General features: G+C 66.9%; 19 protein-coding genes. 11 read left to right on the forward strand and 8 right to left on the reverse strand.

Annotated elements, in window-relative coordinates:
- Positions 1–30: 30 nt before the first annotated feature.
- The 7 genes from AC6LJ9_RS20960 (at position 31) to AC6LJ9_RS20990 (ending at position 7,492) form a co-directional block, all read left to right on the forward strand.
- A complete protein-coding gene (locus AC6LJ9_RS20960) occupies positions 31–1,455 on the forward strand; it encodes a DegQ family serine endoprotease (protein WP_498141668.1) in 1,425 nt (474 codons plus the stop codon).
- A 182-nt stretch (positions 1,456–1,637) separates the two neighbouring features.
- Entirely contained in the window at positions 1,638–3,431 is a 1,794-nt protein-coding gene (gene lepA / locus AC6LJ9_RS20965; RefSeq protein ID WP_498149073.1) for a translation elongation factor 4, read from the forward strand.
- 23 nt (positions 3,432–3,454) lie between these two features.
- The gene (gene lepB / locus AC6LJ9_RS20970) at positions 3,455–4,339 is read left to right on the forward strand and encodes a signal peptidase I (protein WP_498149074.1); all 885 of its coding nucleotides are present in this window, start codon (positions 3,455–3,457) and stop codon (positions 4,337–4,339) included.
- Positions 4,340–4,341: 2 nt separating this feature from the next.
- A complete protein-coding gene (rnc, locus tag AC6LJ9_RS20975) occupies positions 4,342–5,103 on the forward strand; it encodes a ribonuclease III (protein WP_212315281.1) in 762 nt (253 codons plus the stop codon).
- The gene (gene era, locus AC6LJ9_RS20980; RefSeq protein WP_103273146.1) at positions 5,100–5,990 is read left to right on the forward strand and encodes a GTPase Era; all 891 of its coding nucleotides are present in this window, start codon (positions 5,100–5,102) and stop codon (positions 5,988–5,990) included. The genes rnc and era overlap by 4 nt, the downstream gene beginning before the upstream one ends.
- Positions 5,983–6,570 (forward strand): DNA repair protein RecO, encoded by a 588-nt coding sequence (recO, locus tag AC6LJ9_RS20985; protein WP_212315279.1) that lies wholly within the window; start codon positions 5,983–5,985, stop codon positions 6,568–6,570. Before era ends, recO begins: the two co-directional genes overlap by 8 nt.
- Before the next feature lie 13 nt (positions 6,571–6,583).
- Positions 6,584–7,492: a LysR family transcriptional regulator gene (locus AC6LJ9_RS20990; protein ID WP_498149075.1), complete on the forward strand. Its 909-nt coding sequence runs from the start codon at positions 6,584–6,586 to the stop codon at positions 7,490–7,492.
- An 82-nt stretch (positions 7,493–7,574) separates the two neighbouring features.
- Here AC6LJ9_RS20990 and AC6LJ9_RS20995 read toward each other — a convergent pair whose 3' ends face one another.
- The 7 genes from AC6LJ9_RS20995 to AC6LJ9_RS21025 all read right to left on the reverse strand — a co-directional run bounded on the left by AC6LJ9_RS20995 (position 7,575) and on the right by AC6LJ9_RS21025 (position 14,235).
- The gene (locus AC6LJ9_RS20995) at positions 7,575–8,672 is read right to left on the reverse strand and encodes a pyridoxal-phosphate dependent enzyme (protein ID WP_498149076.1); all 1,098 of its coding nucleotides are present in this window, start codon (positions 8,670–8,672) and stop codon (positions 7,575–7,577) included.
- 3 nt (positions 8,673–8,675) lie between these two features.
- The gene (locus AC6LJ9_RS21000; protein WP_498149077.1) at positions 8,676–9,653 is read right to left on the reverse strand and encodes a M14 family metallopeptidase; all 978 of its coding nucleotides are present in this window, start codon (positions 9,651–9,653) and stop codon (positions 8,676–8,678) included.
- A 34-nt stretch (positions 9,654–9,687) separates the two neighbouring features.
- Positions 9,688–10,650: a Bug family tripartite tricarboxylate transporter substrate binding protein gene (locus tag AC6LJ9_RS21005; RefSeq protein WP_498149078.1), complete on the reverse strand. Its 963-nt coding sequence runs from the start codon at positions 10,648–10,650 to the stop codon at positions 9,688–9,690.
- A 192-nt stretch (positions 10,651–10,842) separates the two neighbouring features.
- Positions 10,843–11,553, reverse strand: a complete 711-nt coding sequence (locus tag AC6LJ9_RS21010) for a Bax inhibitor-1/YccA family protein (protein WP_498149079.1) — start codon at positions 11,551–11,553, stop codon at positions 10,843–10,845.
- Positions 11,554–11,662: 109 nt separating this feature from the next.
- On the reverse strand, positions 11,663–12,208 hold the full coding sequence (locus AC6LJ9_RS21015) for a hypothetical protein (RefSeq protein WP_498149080.1): 546 nt from the start codon (positions 12,206–12,208) through the stop codon (positions 11,663–11,665).
- 46 nt (positions 12,209–12,254) lie between these two features.
- On the reverse strand, positions 12,255–12,713 hold the full coding sequence (locus AC6LJ9_RS21020; RefSeq protein WP_103273154.1) for a DNA polymerase III subunit chi: 459 nt from the start codon (positions 12,711–12,713) through the stop codon (positions 12,255–12,257).
- Between the two features lie 16 nt (positions 12,714–12,729).
- Positions 12,730–14,235 (reverse strand): leucyl aminopeptidase, encoded by a 1,506-nt coding sequence (locus AC6LJ9_RS21025; protein WP_498149081.1) that lies wholly within the window; start codon positions 14,233–14,235, stop codon positions 12,730–12,732.
- 57 nt (positions 14,236–14,292) lie between these two features.
- Here AC6LJ9_RS21025 and lptF point away from each other — a divergent pair, with 57 nt between their 5' ends.
- On the forward strand, positions 14,293–15,405 hold the full coding sequence (gene lptF / locus AC6LJ9_RS21030; protein ID WP_212315253.1) for an LPS export ABC transporter permease LptF: 1,113 nt from the start codon (positions 14,293–14,295) through the stop codon (positions 15,403–15,405).
- Positions 15,406–15,425: 20 nt separating this feature from the next.
- On the opposite strand, the gene AC6LJ9_RS21035 is transcribed toward lptF, so the two are convergent.
- Complete coding sequence (locus tag AC6LJ9_RS21035; RefSeq protein ID WP_212315327.1) at positions 15,426–16,346, reverse strand: LysR family transcriptional regulator; 921 nt, start codon at positions 16,344–16,346, stop codon at positions 15,426–15,428.
- A gap of 205 nt (positions 16,347–16,551) precedes the next feature.
- On the opposite strand from AC6LJ9_RS21035, the gene AC6LJ9_RS21040 reads away from it, so the two are divergent.
- The 3 genes from AC6LJ9_RS21040 (at position 16,552) to AC6LJ9_RS21050 (ending at position 20,586) form a co-directional block, all read left to right on the forward strand.
- A complete protein-coding gene (locus tag AC6LJ9_RS21040; RefSeq protein ID WP_212315248.1) occupies positions 16,552–17,769 on the forward strand; it encodes an ABC transporter substrate-binding protein in 1,218 nt (405 codons plus the stop codon).
- 97 nt (positions 17,770–17,866) lie between these two features.
- Positions 17,867–19,360, forward strand: a complete 1,494-nt coding sequence (locus tag AC6LJ9_RS21045) for a CoA-acylating methylmalonate-semialdehyde dehydrogenase (protein ID WP_103276359.1) — start codon at positions 17,867–17,869, stop codon at positions 19,358–19,360.
- A gap of 281 nt (positions 19,361–19,641) precedes the next feature.
- Complete coding sequence (locus tag AC6LJ9_RS21050; protein WP_103273159.1) at positions 19,642–20,586, forward strand: CysB family HTH-type transcriptional regulator; 945 nt, start codon at positions 19,642–19,644, stop codon at positions 20,584–20,586.
- Positions 20,587–20,634: the final 48 nt, after the last annotated feature.

Raw genomic sequence — 20,634 nt, forward strand, 5'->3', positions numbered from 1 at the left:
AACCTGCAATTCCGGCGCCTGCTGGCGGCCATGGTTGCGGGCTTGTTGATGTCCACCGCCTATGCGCCGGCCTCCTTGGCGCAGACGCCGACGGTGGCCCTGCCGGATTTCACGACCATCGTCGAGAAAGCCGACCCCGCCGTCGTCAACATCCGCACCACCGCCACCGTGCCGGTGCGCGGTCCCGGGATGGGCGGCGGCAACGATCCCTATGAGTTGTTCCGCTGGTTCTTCGGGCCGGATTTCCAGCCGCCGGGCCAGCAGTCGCCCACGCCACGGCAGCGTCCGCAGCCTTCGCAGCCTGAAGAGCGCACCGTGCCGCGCGGCGTGGGATCGGGCTTCTTCATCTCCGAAGACGGCTACATCCTCACCAATAACCACGTGGTCGTCGACGCAACTGACATCTACGTCACGCTGACCGACGGCCGCGAATTCAAGGCCAAGGTCATCGGCACGGACGAACGCACCGACGTCGCCCTGATCAAGGTCGAGGCCAAGGGCATGACGCCGCTGGTCATCGGCGATCCCAAGAAGCTCAAGAAAGGGCAGTGGGTGTTGGCCATCGGTTCGCCGTTCGGCCTGGATTCCACCGTCACGTCCGGCATCGTCAGCGCTATTGGCCGCGATACCGGCGAATACCTGCCGTTCATCCAGACGGACGTCGCGGTCAACCCGGGCAACTCCGGCGGTCCGCTGATCAATCTCGATGGCGAAGCGGTCGGCATCAACTCGCAGATCATCTCGCGCAGCGGCGGCTTCATGGGCATTTCGCTGGCGATCCCCATCGACGAGGCCATGCGCGTGGTCGACCAGCTGCGCGCCACCGGCAAGGTGACCCGTGGCCGCGTCGGCGTGCAGATCGGCGAGGTTGGCAAGGATGTGGCCGAGGCCATCGGCCTGCCCAAGGCCGAAGGCGCCCTGGTCAGCAGCGTCGAGGCGGACGGTCCGGCCGACAAGGCCGGCGTGCAGCCGGGCGACGTGATCCTGAAGTTCAACGGCGAAACCATCAAGCGCTGGTCCGATCTGCCGCGCATCGTCGGCGAAACCAAGCCGGGCACGAGCGCCGACCTGGAAGTCTGGCGCAAGGGCAAGACGATCACGCTGCCGGTCAAGGTCGGTGAAATCCCGGCCGAGAAGGGCGGCGGCGCCAAGAAGGGCGCGGCGCCTCCCCCGGACGTGACCAACGCGCTGGGTCTGGGCGTGGTCGACGTGCCGGCCGAGGTGCAACGCAAGCTGCGCATCAAGGGCGGCGTGCAGGTCAAGATCGCCGAAGGCGCCGCGGCCAAGGCAGGACTGCAGGAAGGCGACATCGTGTTGGCTCTGAACGACACCGACGTCACCGGCGCCAAGCAGTTCGGCGAGCTGGTCGCCAAGCTGGACAAGGCGCGCGCGGTGGGCCTGCTGGTCCGTCGTGGCGAGCAGACGCAGTGGGTGGCGGTACCCGCGTCCAAATAAGGTCCAAGACCGGCTAAAATGCCTGGTTGCCGCAAGAGGGGGCGCATGGCGCCCCCTCGTTTTTGCCCAGGGCCAGCCGCCCCAGGGCGCATCTCGTCAGCCGTGCGTATTCCGGCGGCGGTGTCTTCCGGCCAGGCGCTGAGCGTTCTGTGTCGAGTGTTCCGTCCCTTTTAAACTCAAGCATGCAGCATATTCGCAACTTCTCCATCATCGCCCACATCGATCACGGCAAATCGACCCTGGCCGATCGCCTGATCCAACGCTGCGGCGGATTGGCGGATCGCGAAATGTCCGCGCAGGTGCTCGATTCCATGGAAATCGAACGCGAACGCGGCATCACCATCAAGGCCCAGACGGCCGCCCTGCATTACAAGGCGCAGGACGGCAAGGTCTACAACCTGAACCTCATCGACACTCCGGGACACGTCGACTTCTCGTACGAAGTCAGCCGTTCGCTGTCCGCCTGCGAGGGCGCGCTGCTGGTGGTGGATGCCTCCCAAGGGGTCGAGGCGCAGACCGTGGCCAACTGCTACACCGCCATCGAGCTGGGCGTGGAAGTGATGCCGGTGCTGAACAAGATGGACCTGCCGCAGGCCGATCCCGAAGGCGCACGCCAGGAAGTCGAGGACGTGATCGGCATCGACGCCTCGCAAGCGGTGCTGGCCAGCGCCAAGACCGGCATGGGCATCGACGAGATCCTGGAATCCATCGTGGCCCGCGTGCCGGCGCCCAAGGGGGATCCCGAGGCGCCGCTGCAGGCGCTGATCATCGACTCGTGGTTCGACAACTACGTGGGCGTGGTGATGCTGGTGCGCATCGTCAACGGCATGCTCAAGCCCAAGGACAAGATCCTGCTGATGGCCTCCGGCGCCACCCACCTGTGCGAGCAGACTGGCGTGTTCACGCCGAAGTCGCAGCAGCGTCCGCACCTGTCGGCGGGCGAGGTGGGCTTCATCATCGCCGGCATCAAGCAGCTCGAAGACGCCAAGGTCGGCGACACGGTCACGCTGGCCAACAAGCCGGCGGCCGCGCCGCTGCCGGGCTTCAAGGAAGTCAAGCCGCAGGTGTTCGCCGGCCTGTACCCGGTCGAAAGCTCGGAATACGATCAGCTGCGCGATTCGCTGGAAAAGCTCAAGCTGAACGATGCCGCGCTGATGTTCGAGCCGGAAGTGTCGCAGGCGCTGGGCTTTGGCTTCCGCTGCGGTTTCCTGGGCCTGCTGCACATGGAAATCGTGCAGGAGCGCCTGGAGCGCGAATTCGACATGGACATCATCACCACCGCGCCGTCGGTGGTGTACGAAGTCGAGCAGCGCGATGGTTCGATCATCACGGTCGAAAGCCCGTCGCGCATGCCGGAAGTCGGCAAGATCGCCGACATCCGCGAGCCGATCGTGAAGGTCACGCTGTTCATGCCGCAGGACTACGTCGGTCCGGTCATGACGCTGTGCAACAACAAGCGCGGCGTGCAGGTCAACATGAGCTATCACGGCCGGCAGGTGCACCTGGTGTACGAGATTCCGCTGGCCGAGATCGTGCTGGACTTCTTCGACAAGCTCAAGTCGGTGTCGCGTGGCTACGCCTCGATGGACTACGAGTTCCTGGAATACCGCTCGGCCGACGTGGTGCGCGTGGACCTGCTGATCAACAACGACCGCGTCGACGCGCTGGCCGTGATCGTCCACCGCAGCAACGCCCGCCATCGCGCCCGCGATGTGGTCACGCGCATGCGCGGACTGATTCCGCGCCAGATGTTCGACGTGGTGATCCAGGCCGCCATCGGCGCCGAGATCATTGCGCGAGAGAACGTCAAGGCGCTGCGCAAGAACGTTCTGGCCAAGTGCTATGGCGGCGACATCTCCCGCAAGAAGAAGCTGCTCGAAAAGCAGAAGGCCGGCAAGAAGCGCATGAAGCAGGTCGGCAGCGTCGAGATTCCGCAAGAGGCCTTCCTGGCCATCCTGCAGGTGGAAGACAAATAGAACCCGAATAAGGCGGTTAGCTGATGAGTTGGAACTTTGCCCTGATCCTGTTCGTGCTGCTGGTCCTGACCGGCGCAATTTGGGTGCTCGACCTGGCCGTGCTGCGCCGGGGGCGCGAAAATCGCGCCCAGGCCGCCATGGCCCAATATGACGCGGCCGTTATCGGCGACTCGCAGGAAGCCGAGCGCCTGCGGCGTGAAGCCGGCGACGAGGCGCGGCGCATGCCGTGGTGGATCGAGTACGCGGTCAGCTTCTTTCCCGTGATCCTGTTCGTGTTCATGCTGCGCTCGTTCGTGGTCGAGCCGTTCCGCATTCCGTCGGGTTCGATGCTGCCCACGCTGCAATCCGGCGACCTCATCCTGGTGAACAAATTCAGCTATGGCCTGCGCCTGCCCGTCCTCGACAAGAAGGTCGTCGATATTGGCAAGCCGCAGCGCGGCGACGTGTTCGTGTTCCGTTATCCGGTGGATCCGGACGTGGACTACATCAAGCGCGTGGTCGGCCTGCCGGGCGACGAGATCGCTTACCTGGACAAGAAGCTGTACATCAATGGCGAATTGGTGATGCATGCCCGGGACGGCGACTATTTCGAGCCTGACCGTGTCTCTTATATCGCACAATACAAAGAGAAATTGGGCGACGTTGAGCACAAGATCCTGCTCGATGAAGGAAAAATGCAGGAACTCGGGCCGCAGTATCCGTTTCCCAACCTCGGGAACTGCCAATACAGCCGCAATGGAGTACGCTGCAAAGTACCCGAGGGGCAGTATTTCGCCATGGGCGATAATCGGGACAACAGCGCTGACAGCCGGTATTGGGGCTTCGTTCCAGAAGCCAACATCGTCGGCAAGGCGTTCTTCATCTGGATGAATTTCAGCGATCTGAGCCGCATCGGCCGATTCAACTGATTATGTCGCTAGCCACGCTAGAAAACCGCCTGGATCACCATTTCAGCGATCCGGCTTTGCTCGAACAGGCGCTGACGCATCGCAGCCACGGCGCGCGCCATAACGAGCGGTTGGAATTCCTTGGGGATTCCGTGCTGAATTTCGTCGTGGCCGCCATGCTGTTCGAGCGCTTCGCCAAGATCGACGAGGGCGACCTGTCGCGCCTGCGGGCCAATCTGGTCAAGCAGGCGTCGCTGGCCGATATCGCGCAGAAACTGGAGCTGTCGCAGTATCTGCGCCTGGGCGAGGGTGAATTGAAGAGCGGCGGTTTCCGCCGGCCGTCCATCCTGGCCGATACGGTAGAAGCGCTGTTCGGCGCCGTGTTCCTCGACGCCGGCTTCGACGCCGCGCGGCGCGTGATCGCGCGCCAGTACCAGCCGGTGCTGGCCAGCGTCGATCCCAAGACCCTGGGCAAGGACGCCAAGACCCTGCTGCAGGAATTCCTGCAGGGCCGCAAGATGGCGCTGCCGTTGTACACGGTGGTGGCCACCCACGGCGCGGCCCACAGCCAGCAGTTCGAGGTCGAATGCGCCATTCCGGCGCTGGAAATCAAGGTGACGGCGCCTGGCGCCAGCCGCCGCGCCGCCGAGCAATCGGCGGCCAAGCTGGCGCTGGAGGCCGCGCAGGCCGTCAGCCCGGCCACGAAAGCCGCCCGCAAGTCGGGCAAGGCGCGCAAGACCGCGCAATTGTCGCTGCCCGTGGCAGTGGCTCAAGAGACTAAATGAGCAATACCCCTTTCCGCACCGGTTTCGTCGCCATCGTCGGCCGCCCCAATGTGGGCAAGTCCACGCTGACCAATGCCCTCATCGGCTCCAAGATCTCCATCGTGTCGCGCAAGGCGCAGACCACGCGCCATCGCATACATGGCGTGCTGACCCGCGAGCACGAGCAGTTCGTGTTCGTGGACACGCCCGGGTTCCAGACCCGCCATGGCGGCGCCATGAACCGCATGATGAACCGGGTCGTGACGCAGGCGCTGGCCGACGTGGACGTCGTGGTGCATGTGGTCGAGGCCGGCAAGTGGTCGGAAGGCGATGCCAAGCTGCTGCCGCTGCTGCCTGCGCCCGAGCGCACGATTCTGGTCGTCAGCAAGATCGACGCGCTGAAGAACCGCGACGACCTGTTCGCCTTCGTCAGCAAGATCATGGCGCTGCATCCGTTCGGCGCCGTGGTGCCGGTCAGCGCGACCAAGAACCAGCAACTGGATCAGCTGCTGCAGGAAATCGCCGCGCGCCTGCCCGAAGGCGAACCGATGTTCGAAGAGGACACGCTGACCGACCGTCCCATGCGCTTCATCGCCGCCGAGCTGGTGCGCGAGAAGATCTTCCGTCTGGTGGGCGATGAACTGCCCTACGGCTGTACCGTGGTCATCGAGCAATGGGAAGAGAACGACAAGGGCGCGCGCATTGCCGCTTGTGTCGTGGTCGAGCGCGACAGCCACAAGCCCATCCTGCTGGGCGCCGGCGGCATGCACATGAAGCGCATCGCCACCGAGGCGCGCCAGGATATCGCCAAGCTGCTCGACAAGACGGTCCACCTCGAGGTCTATATCAAGGTGCGCAAGGGCTGGTCCGATCGCGAAGGCGCGCTGCGCGATCTGGGTTATGAGTAAACGGGCGCCTCGCGTCCAGGACCGCCCAGGATTCATGCTGCACGCCACGGCGTGGCGTGAGACTTCCCTCATCGTTCAAACCTTCTCGCGCGATCATGGCTGTGTGGCCATGGTCGCCAAGGGCGCCAAGCGCCCGTATTCGGTGCTGCGCCCCGTGCTGTCGGCCTTCCAGCCCCTGCTGCTGTCCTGGACCGGCAATGGCGAGGTCAAGACGCTGACCCGCGCGGAAATCATGGGCATACGCCCGCTGGGCGGCACCGCCCTCATGTCCGCCTGGTACATGAACGAGCTGCTGCTGCGCCTGCTGCCGCGCGAAGACGCGCATCCGCTGCTGTACGACGCCTACGACATGGCGTTGCAGCAGCTGTCCGGCGGCACCCGCGCGGCGGGCGCGCTGCGCCGCTTTGAATGGACCCTGCTGCGCGAGACCGGCTACGGCGTGGACGAGGATCCGCCCGATTTCGACGACCCTGCCATCGAGCCAGGCTTGCGGCGCGACCTGCGCGAGCGTCTGGCCGAGATCCTGGCGGGGCGGCCGCTGTCCACGCGCCGCGTGCTGCTCGACCTGCAGCGCATCTGAAGCCGGCGGCGCCATGGGGTTCACGCTCAAGCAGGTGGAGACCTTCCGCACGGTCTACGAAACCGAAAGCGTGACCGCCGCGGCCCGGCGGCTGGACCTGTCGCCCGCCACCGTCAGCGCCACGCTGGCCGCCCTGGAAGCCAGCATCGAGATGCGCCTGTTCGAGCGCGTGCGCCAGCGCATGCACCGCACGCCCGAAGCCACGCTGCTGTATGAAGAGATCCGGCGCCTGAACGTCGGCCTGGAGAGCCTGGGCCGCAAGATCCGCGCGATACGCGGCTCGGCCCAGCCGCGCCTGCGCGTCGGCTGCATCCATGCCTACAGCGGCGCCATTGTCAGCGACACCATCGCGCGCTTCCGCGTCCGCTATCCCGATACGCCGCTATACCTGCAGATCCGCGATTCCAATACCTTGCGCGACATGGTCGTGTCGGGCGAACTGGATCTGGCCGCCGTGGCCGACGAGTCGGAGCTGGAGGGCCTGCGCGGCCATCGCCTGGCCAGTCTCCAGGCGGTGGTGGTGTTTCCCAAGGACCATACGCTGACCCGGCTGGAACAGGTGGCATTCGCGCAGCTGGCCGACGCCGATGTGATCGCGTTGAACGCGGAGGACGCGTCACGCAAGCGGCTGGATGCCTTGTTGCGGCAGTCCGGGCAGGCGCTGCGCATCAGCATCGAGACGCCGTACTCCAGCACGGTCTGCCAGCTGGCGTTGGCCGGCCACGGCGTGGGCATCGCCAATCCGGCCACGGCCGTGGGCATGGAAGCCGCTGGGCTGGCCTTCCGGCCGCTGGCCGCGCCGGTGCATTTCGAATGCCACATGATTCTGCACGGAAGCCGGCCGCTGTCGGAGGCCGGCAAGTTCTGGGCGACCTGCCTGCGCGCCGCGCTGGCGCCCTTGACGGAGCGCTACGGCGTCTAGCGCCTGGCGATGCGGGCCCGGCGGTGCGCGGGCGAGCCATCGCGAATACGTGTGCACGCCATCGCGCGCGGGCCCGCCGGACTCAGCCGCGCCGGCCGTCCGAGGTCAGGATCAGCACGACCGACGACTCGGCGTCGAGCATGCCCGAGCGTCGCAGCCGCGTGACGGCCGCCAGCGCCGCCGCCGAGGACAGCTCCGTGGCCAGCCCCATCCGTTCCAGCCGCTGCTGCGCCTGGGCCGCGGCAGCATCGGACACATCCACGGGCAGTCCGCCTGAACGTGCCAGCGCCTGCAGCGATTGCAGCGTGGTGGTGCCGCCGGCGATGGAGTATTGGTCCGTGCCCGCTTCCCACAGCCCGCGCGCGTCCCCGGTCTGCAGGGCGCGCGACAGGCGTGCATAGGGCTCCACCGCGTGCATGCGCGGCAGTCGCGGAATCAGTCCCTGCCTGTGCAGCTCCTGCCAACCCAGCAGCACACCCCACAGCAGATCGCCGCGCGCGGTGGGCACGATGACATCGGTGGGCAGGCCGCAATGGTCGAAGATCTCCCGCGCAATCGGCTTGTAGCCTTCCACGCCATAGGCATGGGTGCCCGTGGGCGGGTTCAGGTAGTTGGTGCCGGCGAAGGCGCCTTGTTCGCGGCATAGCTGGGCCACGTGCGGCCAGCGGGCCAGGCTGTCGTCGAACGCGGTGAGATGGGCGCCGGAACGCTGCATGGCCTCGCGCTGCAGCGTCGGGCAGTTGCGGGTGATGGCGATCTCGGCCTGCAGGCCGGCGGCGGCGCAGTAGGCGGCCAGGGAAACGCCTGCGTTGCCGCTGGACGCGGCCGCCACGCGGGTGGCGCCGGCCAGCCTGGCGCGCGACACGAGCTGGGCCGCCATGCGGTCCTTGTGGCTGCCGGTGGGATTGGCGCTCTCGCATTTGAGCCACAGCCTGCCCACGCCTTCCGCCTGGGCCAGGACGGACGACTCCAGGCAGGGCGTGCCGCCTTCGCCCAGCGTGATCGGCTGCAGCACCGGCAACGGCATCACACTCGATGTCGAAGGCGTGTAGACGCATTCCAGCGAGGCCGGATGACCGGCTTCGAGGCAGGACGGGCAGCCTTCGGGATAGTCGCCCGGGGGAAACAGCGTCGCGCAGCGGATGCAGCGCAGGCCGGATAAAGCGGGATTCATCAGCATGGGTCAGTACAGCGAGGAAAGGGAGTCCAGGGGCAACGCCGGCGCCGCCTGTAACAGGCAGTCGCCGTCATCGCTGCGGGCGATGGCGCGCAGGCACAGCACCGTGCCCGCTTGCGGGCTGAGCAGGGTGTGCGCCGGCATGTCGGGGCGTGCGGGTTCGATCAGCCGGCCCACGCGCTGCCGCGCGGAGATGCGCTGGCCAAGCTCGACGCCAGGAATGAAGACGCCGGGCCCGTGCGCACGCAAGGTCGCGGCGGGGGCGTCAAGGTCGTACAGGGCCGGCGGATCAGGGCGCGCGAGTTCACGGTCCAGCAGGCCCAGCTCGTTCAGGCAGCCGAGCATGCCTTCGCGGCAGCGATCGACCAGCGCCTGGCCGGTCTCGGCGCCGCCGCCGATTTCCGCGCTCAGTCTCAGCACGCCGTGACGGCTGGCGGCGGCCGGCATGGAACCGGCTTCCGTGCCGCGAAAGAAGATGCAATGAGGCAGGCCGAAGGCGCGCGCCAGCGCCGGCAGGCGCGGATCGAGCGCGTCCTGGCCATAACGCGTGATCACCGAGGACGGCAGGTAGCGCAGCGATGCTCCGCCGCTGTGCACGTCCACCAGCGCCTGTACGCGCGGCAGCAGCTTCGCCTCCAGGGCGGCCGCCACGCTTTCGGTGTAGCCGCGCGCTGGGTGGCCGAGGAAGGCTCGATTGAGATTGCCGCCGTCGTTGGGCGACAGGCGGCGACCAGCCAGCGAGGCTTCGGCGTTGGCGGCGGGCAGCAGATAGACCGTGCCGCGGTTCAGGATCCCGGGCAACTGATGCCAGAGTTCCAGGATCGCGGCCTGGCCTTCCCACTCGTCGCCATGCACGCCGGCCATCAGCGCGACGGCGGGGCCGGGGCCGGCGTCGATGCGCAGCACCGGCACCGTGACGCGGCGATAGGCGGATTCATTGGTCGCGGCCGCGCACGAGAAGTCTTCGCGGGTCACGGTGGTCATGCGGGGACTCCTGTTGTCATCGGGCGGCGCATGGTCAGTCGAGCGTGGTGCCGGCGGCCTTGATGATGTTTTCCCATCGGGGCAGTTCCTTCTTGATCTGGGCTTGCACGTCCTGCGGCGCGCCGCCCAGCGGTTCCTGCGAGCGGCTGCGCAATTCGCGGACCACGCCGTCGGCGTGCAGGGCCTGGTTGAGCGCGTCGTTGAGCCGGGCCAGCACGGCGGGCGGCGTGCCGGCCGGCGCCACCAGCGCGCTCCAGGCGGATTGCTCGTAGTCCGGGTAGCCCTGTTCGGCCACGGTAGGCACGTCGGGATTTGAGGCCGCACGCTGCCGGGTGGTGACGGCCAGCGCGCGCAGGCGTCCGTCCTTCAGGTTGCCGATCAGGGGCGGCAGGTTCTCCATCATCGAATCGACGTGTCCGCCCAGCAGGTCCGACAGCTGCGCCGCCGTGGCCTTGTACGGAATCTGGCGCACTGCCGCGCCCGTTTGCGCGACGAACAGCTTGACTCCGACTTCGCTGGTGGTGCCGGGGTCCGCCGAGGTCATGGTCAGCTTGTCGGGTTGGGCGCGGCTGGCGTCGATGAAGCTCTTCAGGTCGCGGTAGGGCGATGCGGCGTTGACCACGATGACGTTGGGCGTCTCGGTGACCAGGCCGATGGGCGCCAGGTCGCGGTCCAGATCGTAGAGCTGTTGCTTGAACAGGTAGCGATGCAGGACCAGCGTGCCGACGTGGGCATAGCCGATGGTGTAGCCGTCGGCGGGGGCGCGCACCAAGGCCTGGGTGCCGATGCGGCCGCCGGCGCCGACGCGGTTCTCGACCACCACGGGCTGGCCCAGCAGCTTGCTCATTTCCTGGCCGACCAGGCGGGCGGTGATGTCGGCATTGCCGCCGGCGGCGGCGGGCACGATCAGCGTGATCGCGCGCTCGGGATACCCGGCCGCCGTGGACTGGGCGGCCAGGCAAAGAAGCAGGGCGGCAAGGCCGGCTGCGCGTTTCATGACGATTCCCCTTGATGTTTTGTTGGTGGCGTCATTGTGGAGCGCGAGCCTGCCGGAGATGTTCGGGGTTTTGATATTGTTGTTCTCTTTTTTCGAATACCGGCGCGGGCGCGAGGCCAGGCTCAGCCCGCGCGCGGACGAAAAAAAGGCCTGCATCGCAATGCAGGCCTTGGTTGGGATCAGGCGCAGCCGTTATTCGCGGTTGCCGCCGAAGATGCCCAGCAGCATCAGCAGGTTCGAGAAGACGTTGTACACGTCCAGGTAGATGGCCAGCGTGGCGGAAACGTAGTTGGTTTCGCCGCCGTTGACCACGCGCTGCAGGTCCACCAGCATGAAGGCCGAGAAGATCACGATGGCCATCACGGAGATGGTCAGCATCAGCGCGGGCAGCTGCAGGAAGATGTTGGCCAGCGCGGCGACCAGGATGACCACGGCGCCCATGAACAGGAACTTCTGCATGCCCGACAGATCGCGCTTGATGGTCGTGGCCAGCGTGGCCATGGTGCCGAACACGATCGCGGTGCCGCCGAAGGCCATCATGACCAGCTGCGAGCCGTTGCTCATGCCCATCACGAAGCCCAGCAGGCGCGACAGCATGACGCCCATGAAGAACGTGAAGGCCAGCAGCAGGACCACGCCGAGCGAGTTGTTCTTGTTCTTCTCGATGGCGAACATCATGCCGAAGGCGCCCACCAGGAAGACGATGGCCGACAGGCCGGGGCTGGCGCCCATGACGCGGTTGATGCCGGTATAGAGGCCGACGGCCGCGCCCAGCACGGTCGGGATCAGCGACAGGGCCAAGAGCCAGTACGTATTGCGCAGGACCTTGTTGCGGACGACTTCGCCCGGCGCGCCGGCGAGCTCGCCAGAACGGTTAAAAGGGGACGGACGATATTCGTTCATGGAAAAACTCCTGTGTGCGGCAAAAAGGGATTGCCTCGAATGCTTAGATGCAAAGGATACCTTACAGTTCCCTTAAGAATCCAGTCAGGCGTGGAACGCCGAAGCGGCATCAGCCCCGGCGGACGTCGCGCAGCACCCGGTCGACGATCGCGGGCAGCTCGGCGTCCATGCGGGCCTGCAGATGCGCCACCGCATCGGCCAGGGCGGCACGCATCAGTTGCTCGACTTCAGCCTGCAGCCGGGCGGCCAGCACCGAGGCCTCGGCGGACGCCACGGCGGGCGCATCGTCGTCGACGGCCTGGAAGGGGGCGGATGCAGGCATCGTCCAGGGCGCGGCAGGCTGGGCAGCCGAGGCAGCCGGCGCGGCGGCGACAGGCGTCGCAGGGGCTGGCGCCACGTAGACAGACGGCACCGAGACAGACGGCACCGAGACAAGCGCCACCGGGACAGGCGCCACCGAGACAGGCGACACCGAGACAGGCGCGGGCGGCGCAGGGTCCGGGGCGATCTCGGTCAGCACGGGAAAGGCGTCGTCGTCGCCGACAGGCGCGGCGGGCGGCCGTGGCGGCTCCACGGACGCCGGCGCGTCGTCATGCGGCGGCCCGACCCGCTGGGTGAGGGTAGGGATGCCGGGGTCGTAGGAATGAGGGGGCATGGAGACTCCCGATGGCGAAAATGCCTGGGCCGCCGCGAGCGGTGGCTCAGGCGTCGGGCTGGCGGCTGAGGTCGTGGCTGTGCGGGGCGTGGCCCGCGTTCTGGTAGACGCGCCAGCGCTGGCGCGCGGCCTGCTTGTCGTCGGGCTCGTCGGAGACGATTTCCAGCAGGCGTTCGAAGCCCTCGAAGCCGGGCGGGCACTCGTCGTCCAGGTTGAGCAGCCAGGGTTGCGGCTGGCCCGCCTGGACCAGTTTTTCCGACGCCTTGAGCGGATCGGACGCGGTCAGCACCACGGGCGTATCGGCGGCCAGCGGGTCATTGGCCAATACATGAGGCACGAAGGAGATATCGTCGAAGGCCCAGAGCATGCGGTCGAAGGACGCCAGCCGGGAGCCGTCGCGGCAATACACCACCAGGCGCTGGCCCGCCAGGTAGCGCTTGCGCGCCACCTGGCAGGCCGTGCGCAGGCGGTCCGGCGCGCCGAAGGCGAAATCGATGCGCGTCATGCCCGTTCCTGGCCGCTCAAGCCTGGTCCAGCAGGAACTGCATCAGCAGCGGCACGGGACGGCCGGTGGAACCCTTGTCCTTGCCGCCCTTCCAGGCGGTGCCGGCGATGTCCAGGTGGGCCCAGCGGTAGGCCTTGGTGAAGCGCGACAGGAAGCACGCCGCCGTGACCGCGCCGGCCGGGGGGCCGCCGATGTTGGCGATGTCGGCGAAGTTGGACTTGAGCTGGTCCTGATAGGCGTCGTCCATCGGCAGGCGCCATGCGGTGTCCAGGGCCTGGCGGCCGGCAGCGGCCAGGGCTTCGGCCAGCCCGTCGTCCTTGGAGAACAGGCCCGTGTTGACGTGGCCCAGCGCCACCACGCAGGCCCCGGTGAGGGTGGCGATGTCGATGACGGTCGAGGGCTTGAAGCGCTCGGCGTAGGTCAGCGCGTCGCACAGCACCAGGCGGCCTTCGGCGTCGGTGTTGAGGATCTCGATGGTCTGGCCCGACATGCTGGTGACCACGTCGCCGGGCTTGTTGGCCTTGCCGCTGGGCAGGTTCTCGCAGGCCGGGATCAGGCCGACCACGTCCAGCGGCAGTTCCAGTTCGGCCAGGGCGCGGAACGAGCCCAGCACGCTGGCGGCGCCGCCCATGTCGTACTTCATTTCGTCCATGGTGGCGGCCGGCTTGAGCGAGATGCCGCCGGCGTCGAACGTGATGCCCTTGCCGACCAGCACGATCGGGCCGTCGCCGGCCTTGGCGCCCTTCTTGGCCGGCTTGCCGGCGTGGCGCAGCACGATGAAGCGCAGCGGTTCGTCGGAGCCGCGGGCCACGGACAGGAACGAGCCCATGCCCAGGGCCTCGACCTGCTTCTTGTCCAGCACCTCGACCTTCAGCGACTTGAATTCGCGGGCCAGGCGCTTGGCGGTTTCACCCAGGTAGGTGGGCGTGCAGATATTGCCGGGCAGGTTGCCCAGGTCGCGCGTCAGCGACATGCCGTTGGCGATGGCGGCGCCTTCGCGCAGGCCCTTCTGGGCCTGGGCGGCATCCGCACGTTCGACGACCTGGACGATCTTCTTGAGCTTGGGACGAGCGTCGCGGTCGGGCTTGCCGAAGCTGGCGTCGTAGTGATAGGTGGCGGCGCCGGCGGCGATGGCGGCGCTGCGGGCGCGAGCGATGACGGGCACGCCGGCGACCGGATTGGCCATCAGGGTCGACACGCCTTCGGCCAGCTGGGCGGCCACGCAGGCCTGGGCGAAGGCCTGCTCGGCGGCGGCATGGGCGCGGGCCGAGTATTCATCCTGCTTGCCCAGGCCCACCAGCACCACGCGCTGCGCCGTGACGCCGGGCAGGTTGCGCAGCGTCAGCGTGGCGCCGGCGCGGCCGCGGAATTCGGTCTTGGCCACCGCCCGCACGGCGCCGTTCGCGGCGCGGTCGATCAGGTCGGCAGCCGGGCTCAGCACGCCGTCCGCGAAGACGCCGACGGCCAGCGCGGCGGTTTTGATCTGGTGCAGGGAAGCGGTGGTCTGTGTGCTAAATTCCATGAGGGTTTCCCGTGTACGTCTGTGTATGATGCGGTCGATTATCCCGCATATTCTCCCATGTCTCTATTCAAACGCTCTGTCGTCAGCGAGATCACCAGTCACGCTGGCGTTGTCTTTTCCACGTTGCTCGTCGTGTGGCTCAGCGTGCTCCTGGTGCGCTTGCTCGGCGAGGCGGCCGGGGGCAACATCGGGGCGGACGTGGTGCTGGTGCTGGCGGCGCTGTCCACCATCACGGCGCTGCCCACCATCCTGGCGGTCTCGGTCTTCATCGCCGTGCTCACCACGGTGACGCGCAACTATCGCGAATCCGAGATGGTCGTGTGGTTCGCCAGCGGCCTGTCGCTGGCCGACTGGTTCAAGCCCGTGCTGCGCGTGGCCATTCCCGTGGCCATCGCCGTGGCCGGCCTGACCCTGTTCGCCGCGCCCTGGGCCTATCGCCAGATCGGCGAATACCACCAGCGCTTCGAACAGCGTTCCGATTTGTCCAAGGTCACGGCCGGCCAGTTCGCCGAATCGGCCGGCGGCGACCGCGTGTTCTTCGCCGAAGACCCCGCCCAGCCCACCGACGAGCTCGGCAACGTGTTCGCGCGCGAAACCGGCCCGGAATGGCTCAGCGTGCTGAGCGCCAGCAGCGCCCACAGCGAGACCCTGCCCAACGGCGACCGCTTCCTGGTGCTGGGCGCCGGCCACCGCTATGACCTCAAACCGGGCACGCCGGAGATCCGGCTGGTCAATTTCGAGAAGTACGGGCTGCGCCTGGAAAGCAAGGCCGGCGGCGATCCGATGGCCGAGGCGCGCGCGGCGGCCGAGCGTTCCGCCAAGGCGCGCACCACCGGGCAGCTCATGGCCGACAATACCGACAGCAGCTGGTCGCAGGTCATGTGGCGCGTGTCGCTGCCGCTGGCGGCCCTGAACCTGGCGCTGCTGGCCATTCCGCTGGGGGCGGTCAATCCGCGCCTGGGGCGTTCGGGCGACATCCTGATCGCCGGCCTGGTGGGCCTGCTCTACATGAACCTCATGAACCTGTCGCGGGCCTGGATTGCCAACGGCAAGCTCAGCTTCGGCGTGGGCGTCTGGGCGATTCACGGCCTGGTGGCGCTGCTGACGTTCTTCCTGCTGATGCGCCGGCTGCGGGTGAAGGCGCCGCGCAACAGCCCCGCGGCTTCCTGAGGCCCCGGCGGCTGCCTGCCCTAGGGCAGGTAGCGCAGGGCGTTGTGCGTGCCGGCCAGCAGGCCGGCATTGCGCAGCGCCGATTTGCGGATGAACTCCCACAGCACGTTGACGCGCTTGAGCTTGCGCAGGTCCTCGTGGCAGTACATCCAGAACGAACGCGTGATCTCCACTTCCTGTTCCAGCACCGGCCTGAGCCGGGGATCCTGGGCGGCGATGAAGCAGGGCAGGATGGCCAGGGACTGGCCCTGCAGCGCCGCGTGGTACTGGGCGACTACGCTGGTGCTGCGCAGGACCACCTTGCTGGCCGGCAGCAGGTCTTCCAGGTAGCGCAGCCGTTCGCTGAACAGCAGTTCGTCCACATAGCCGATGAAGGTGTGGTCCGCCAGGTCTGCCTGTGAGCGGATGGGCGGATGGCGCGCCAGATAGCCGGGCGTGCCGTACAGCCGCAACGTGTAGTCGCACAGCTTGCTGCAGACATAGGGACCGCGCTGCGGCCGCTCGATGGTGATGGCCAGGTCGGCTTCGCGCTTGGACAGGCTGACGAAGCGCGGCACCGGCAGGATATCCAGCGTGATGTGCGGATAGCGGCGCTGGAAGTCCGCCGCCAGCGGCGTCAGCACATAGCTGCCGAAGCCCTCGGTCGCGCCGATGCGCAGGTGTCCCGACAGCGCCTGGCCGATGCCGGACAGGTTTTCGCGGGCGCTGTGCACCGCGCTTTCCATTTGCTCGGCATGCACGAACAGGCGCTGGCCGTCCTCGGTCAGCACGAAGCCGGCGCCGCGTGATTTCTCGAACAGCAGCGTGTCCAGCTCCGCCTCCAGCGCGCGGATGCGGCGCGACACTGTGGTGTGCTCCACGCCCAGCTTGCGCGCGGCGGCGCTGGCGCGCTGGGTGCGCGCCACTTCCAGAAAGTACCTGAGACTGTCCCAATCCAGCATGTCGCCGCGCTCCCGGCGGGCATGGAAACCCTGGTTTTCATGCCCGGTATCGATGTGCATTGATGCACAAGTAATGTGCATTTCTAGTGTTGCTTGTTGATTTTCACACATCTACACTGGGTCGGCAGGCCCTGGGGGTTGATGCCGCCCGGGCCGCAGGCCGCACAGACGGCGCACAACGCATAACAACTCAGGAGACAAATCCATGAAATCGCATGCACGCGGGCTGGCCGCAGGACTGTGTCTGGGCGCCGTTCTGACGGCACAGGCGCTGGCCGCGGACAAGCCGCCAGTGAAGATCGGTATCTTGACCGACATGTCGGGCACCTATGCCGGCATGGGCGGACCGGGTTCGGTGGCGGCGGCGCAATTGGCTATCGACGACTGCCTGGCCGCGGAATGCAAGGGCATGAAGATCGAGCTGGTGTCGGCCGACAACCAGAACAAGGCCGACGTGGGCGCCGCCCGCGCGCGTGAATGGTTCGACCGCGACGGCGTCACCGCCATCGCCGACCTGACCAACTCCGCCGTCGCCCTGGCGGTGCAGGGCATCGCCCGCGAGAAGAACAAGGTGGTGATGTTCTCGGGTCCGGCCACCACGGCGCTGACCAACAAGGAATGCTCGCCGCTGGGCTTTCACTGGATGTTCGACACCTATTCGCAGTCGGCCGGCGGCGCCAAGGCCACGGTGAAGGCGGGCGGCAAGTCCTGGTTCTTCGTCACCGTGGACTACGCGTTCGGCCACTCGCTGGAAGCCGACACCGCCAAGGCCGTGCAGGCCCTGGGCGGCACGGTCGCGGGCAGCGTGCGCCATCCGCTGAACGCGCCGGACTTCGCGTCCTATCTGTTGCAGGCGCAGAGCTCCAAGGCGCAGGTGGTGGCACTGGCCAACGGCGGTCAGGACACGGTCAATGCGGTCAAGCAGGCGGGCGAGTTCGGCATCGTGGCGGGCGGGCAGCGGCTGGTGTCGCTGCTGATCTTCCTGTCCGACCTGCGCGCGCTGGGGCTGGACACCGCCCAGGGCCTGTCCTACGTGGACGGCTTCTACTGGGACTATGACGACGCCACGCGTCAGTGGTCGGGACGCTTCGAGAAGGCCTTCCGCGGCCTGAAGCCGACCATGACCCAGGCAGGCGTGTATTCCAGCGTGCTGCACTACCTGCGTGCGGTGGCCGCCAGCGGCAGCACCGACGGCAAGGTGGTGGCCGACAAGATGCGCGAGCTGCCCATCAAGGATCCGATCATGCGCAACGCCTCGATCCGCCCGGACGGCCGCGTGATCCACGATATGTACCTGTACGAAGTGAAGAAGCCGTCCGAATCCAAGGGCGGCTGGGATTATTCCAAGCTGGTGGCGACCATTCCGGCCGCCGAGGCCTTCCAGCCGCTGGCCGATTCGGCCTGCCCGCTGGTCCAGAAGTAAACAGCGCGCCGGGCGCGGGCCTGGCGGCCCGCGTCCGGCGCAATGATTCATGAACGCGGATCCTATCCGCAACGACAAGCAGTCCGAGGAGCATCAAATGAGTGAAGTCCCCCACGTTCCGCTAATGATCGGCGGTAAGCTCGTGCAGTCCAAGACCACTGAATGGCGGGACGTGATCAATCCTGCCACGCAGGAAGTCGTCGCCAAGGTGCCCTTCGCCACGCGCGAGGAACTGGACCTGGCGGTGGCCAATTCCAAGGAAGCGTTCAAGACCTGGCGCAACGCCGGGCAGGGCGCGCGCATGCGCGTCATGCTGAAGTTCCAGGACCTGCTGCGCGCCAATACCGCCAAGCTGGCCGAGATGATCACGCGCGAGCACGGCAAGACGCTGCCGGACGCCGAGGGCGAAGTCGGCCGCGGCCTGGAAGTGGTCGAGCACGCCTGCTCGATCGCCAACCTGCAGCTGGGCGAATACGCTGAGAACGCCGCCACCGGCATCGACGTCTACACGCTGATCCAGCCGCTGGGCGTGTGCGCCGGCATCACCGCGTTCAACTTCCCGGTGATGCTGCCCTGCTTCATGTTTCCCATCGCCGTGGCCTGCGGCAACACCTTCGTGCTCAAGCCGTCCGAACAGGATCCGACCTCGTCGCTGTTCCTGGCGGAGCTGGCGCTGGAAGCCGGCCTGCCGCCGGGCGTTCTGAACGTGGTCCATGGCGGTCCGGATATCGCCAACGGCCTGTGCGAGCATCCCGACATCAAGGCGGTGTCCTTCATCGGCTCGACGCGCGTCGGCACCGAGATCTACAACCGCGCCTCTGCCGCTGGCAAGCGTTGCCAGTCGATGATGGGCGCCAAGAACCACTGCGTGGTCCTGCCCGACGCCGATCCGGACGTGGCGCTGAACCAGCTGCTGGGCGCTGCCTTCGGCGCCGCCGGTCAGCGCTGCATGGCCTCGTCCGTGGCCGTGCTGGTGGGTGACGCGCGCAACTGGCTGCCCGACTTCGTCGAGCGCGCCAAGAAGCTCAAGGTCAATTCCGGCACCGACCGCCAGGCCGACCTGGGTCCGCTGGTCTCGCCCAACGCCAGGAAGCGCGTCGAGAGCCTGATCCAGAAGGGCGTGGACGAAGGCGCCAAGCTGCTGCTGGACGGCCGCAACGTCAAGGTCGCGGGCTTCGAGCAAGGCAACTTCGTCGGCCCGACGATCTTTGATGGCGTGAAGGAAAACATGACCATCTACACCGAGGAGATCTTCGGCCCGGTGCTGTGCGTGGTCGGTGTGGAAACGCTGGAGGACGCGGTCGAGTTCATCAACCGCAACCCCAACGGCAACGGCGTGGCGCTGTTCACCCAGGACGGCGGCGCGGCGCGCTACTTCCAGAACAACATCGATGTCGGCCAGGTGGGCATCAACGTGCCGATCCCCGTGCCGGTGGCCTGGTTCAGCTTCACCGGCTCGCGCGCGTCGAAGCTGGGCGACCTGGGTCCCAACGGCAAGCAGGCGGTGCAGTTCTGGACGCAGACCAAGACCGTCACGGCCCGCTGGTCGGCGCACACCAAGAGCGTCAATACGACGATCAGCATGCGCTGAGGACTGTCCCCCCGAAGCGCTGCGCGCTTCCCCCCCAGGGGCGCCACTGCGGACCGGAGGGGAAGGCCCACCCCCGAAGCGCTACGCGCTTCCCCCTCAAGGGGGCACCACTGCGGACCGGCAAAGCCGGCTCCGCGTGGTCCCGCTTGGGGGGATGAAGGGGGCGCGCAGGGTTTGACGAAGGATAAGCGGGGACGTGTTGTGCCTAAGCTTATACTGATAAGTAATATAAAAAGCTTATCTTATTACTTATAATTGGCCCGTCTATCAGGGGCCAATTCATGAACCTGCAGCAATTTCGTTTTGTGCGTGAAACCATCCGTCGCGACTTCAACCTGACCGAAGCCGCCCGGATGCTCTACACCTCGCAGCCTGGGGTATCGAAAGCCATCATCGAGTTCGAGGACGAACTCGGCATCAAGATCTTCGAACGGCACGGCAAGCGCATCAAGGGGCTGACCAAGCCCGGCTTGGCGGTGTCGCAGGTGATTGACCGCATCATGCGCGAAGTCGACAACCTGAAGAAGGTGAGCGACGAGTTCGCGCGTCGCGACGAAGGCGGGCTGGTGATCGCCTGCACCCACACCCAGGCGCGTTATCTGCTGCCGCGCGTGATTCCGGCCTTCCGCAAGCAATTCCCCAAGGTGCACCTGTCGCTGGCCGAGGGCAGCCCGGCGCAGCTGGCCGAGATGGTGCTGCACGAGCAGGCCGATCTGGCATTGGCCACCGAATCGCTGGCGCTGACGCCGGGCCTGGCCACGCTGCCGGTGTACGCCTGGGAGCACACGGTGGTGGTGCGTCCCGACCATCCGCTGACCGAGCTGACCTCCAGCGCCGCCAAGCGCCTGTCGCTGGCGCAACTGGCCGAGTACCCCATCGTCACCTATGACCGCGCCTTCACGGGCCGCAGCACGATCGACGAGATCTTCGCCAACCAGGGCATCCACCCCGACATCGTGCTCGAAGCCATTGACGCGGACGTGATCAAGACCTACGTCGATGTGGGCCTGGGCATCGGCATCATCGCCGGCGTGGCCTATGACCCGCGCCGCGACTCCAATCTGGTCGGCCTGCCGGTGGGGCATCTGTTCGGCACGCATACCACCCGCGTGGGCGTGAAGGCCGGCGTGTTCCTGCGTGACTATGTCTATACCTTCCTGGAGATGCTGGCGCCGTCGCTGACGCGCGCGGTGGTGACGGAAGCGGTGCAGGGCACGCCGAAATAGGCGGTCCGCCGAAGGGCGGACCCTCATGATCAGGCGCGGCCCCGTCGG

Source organism: Achromobacter sp. 1011811831, from assembly GCF_059760905.1.

Coding starts and splice junctions, on each gene's coding strand:
- AC6LJ9_RS21035 (WP_212315327.1), bottom strand. CDS start 16,346: ATGCTGGATTGGGACAGTCTCAGGTACTTTCTGGAAGTGGCGCGCACC.
- AC6LJ9_RS20990 (WP_498149075.1), top strand. CDS start 6,584: ATGGGGTTCACGCTCAAGCAGGTGGAGACCTTCCGCACGGTCTACGAA.
- AC6LJ9_RS20995 (WP_498149076.1), bottom strand. CDS start 8,672: ATGCTGATGAATCCCGCTTTATCCGGCCTGCGCTGCATCCGCTGCGCG.
- AC6LJ9_RS21025 (WP_498149081.1), bottom strand. CDS start 14,235: ATGGAATTTAGCACACAGACCACCGCTTCCCTGCACCAGATCAAAACC.
- era (WP_103273146.1), top strand. CDS start 5,100: ATGAGCAATACCCCTTTCCGCACCGGTTTCGTCGCCATCGTCGGCCGC.
- recO (WP_212315279.1), top strand. CDS start 5,983: ATGAGTAAACGGGCGCCTCGCGTCCAGGACCGCCCAGGATTCATGCTG.
- AC6LJ9_RS21005 (WP_498149078.1), bottom strand. CDS start 10,650: ATGAAACGCGCAGCCGGCCTTGCCGCCCTGCTTCTTTGCCTGGCCGCC.
- AC6LJ9_RS21010 (WP_498149079.1), bottom strand. CDS start 11,553: ATGAACGAATATCGTCCGTCCCCTTTTAACCGTTCTGGCGAGCTCGCC.
- lepA (WP_498149073.1), top strand. CDS start 1,638: ATGCAGCATATTCGCAACTTCTCCATCATCGCCCACATCGATCACGGC.
- AC6LJ9_RS21050 (WP_103273159.1), top strand. CDS start 19,642: ATGAACCTGCAGCAATTTCGTTTTGTGCGTGAAACCATCCGTCGCGAC.
- AC6LJ9_RS21020 (WP_103273154.1), bottom strand. CDS start 12,713: ATGACGCGCATCGATTTCGCCTTCGGCGCGCCGGACCGCCTGCGCACG.
- AC6LJ9_RS21040 (WP_212315248.1), top strand. CDS start 16,552: ATGAAATCGCATGCACGCGGGCTGGCCGCAGGACTGTGTCTGGGCGCC.
- AC6LJ9_RS21045 (WP_103276359.1), top strand. CDS start 17,867: ATGAGTGAAGTCCCCCACGTTCCGCTAATGATCGGCGGTAAGCTCGTG.
- lepB (WP_498149074.1), top strand. CDS start 3,455: ATGAGTTGGAACTTTGCCCTGATCCTGTTCGTGCTGCTGGTCCTGACC.
- lptF (WP_212315253.1), top strand. CDS start 14,293: ATGTCTCTATTCAAACGCTCTGTCGTCAGCGAGATCACCAGTCACGCT.
- AC6LJ9_RS20960 (WP_498141668.1), top strand. CDS start 31: ATGGTTGCGGGCTTGTTGATGTCCACCGCCTATGCGCCGGCCTCCTTG.
- AC6LJ9_RS21015 (WP_498149080.1), bottom strand. CDS start 12,208: ATGCCCCCTCATTCCTACGACCCCGGCATCCCTACCCTCACCCAGCGG.
- rnc (WP_212315281.1), top strand. CDS start 4,342: ATGTCGCTAGCCACGCTAGAAAACCGCCTGGATCACCATTTCAGCGAT.
- AC6LJ9_RS21000 (WP_498149077.1), bottom strand. CDS start 9,653: ATGACCACCGTGACCCGCGAAGACTTCTCGTGCGCGGCCGCGACCAAT.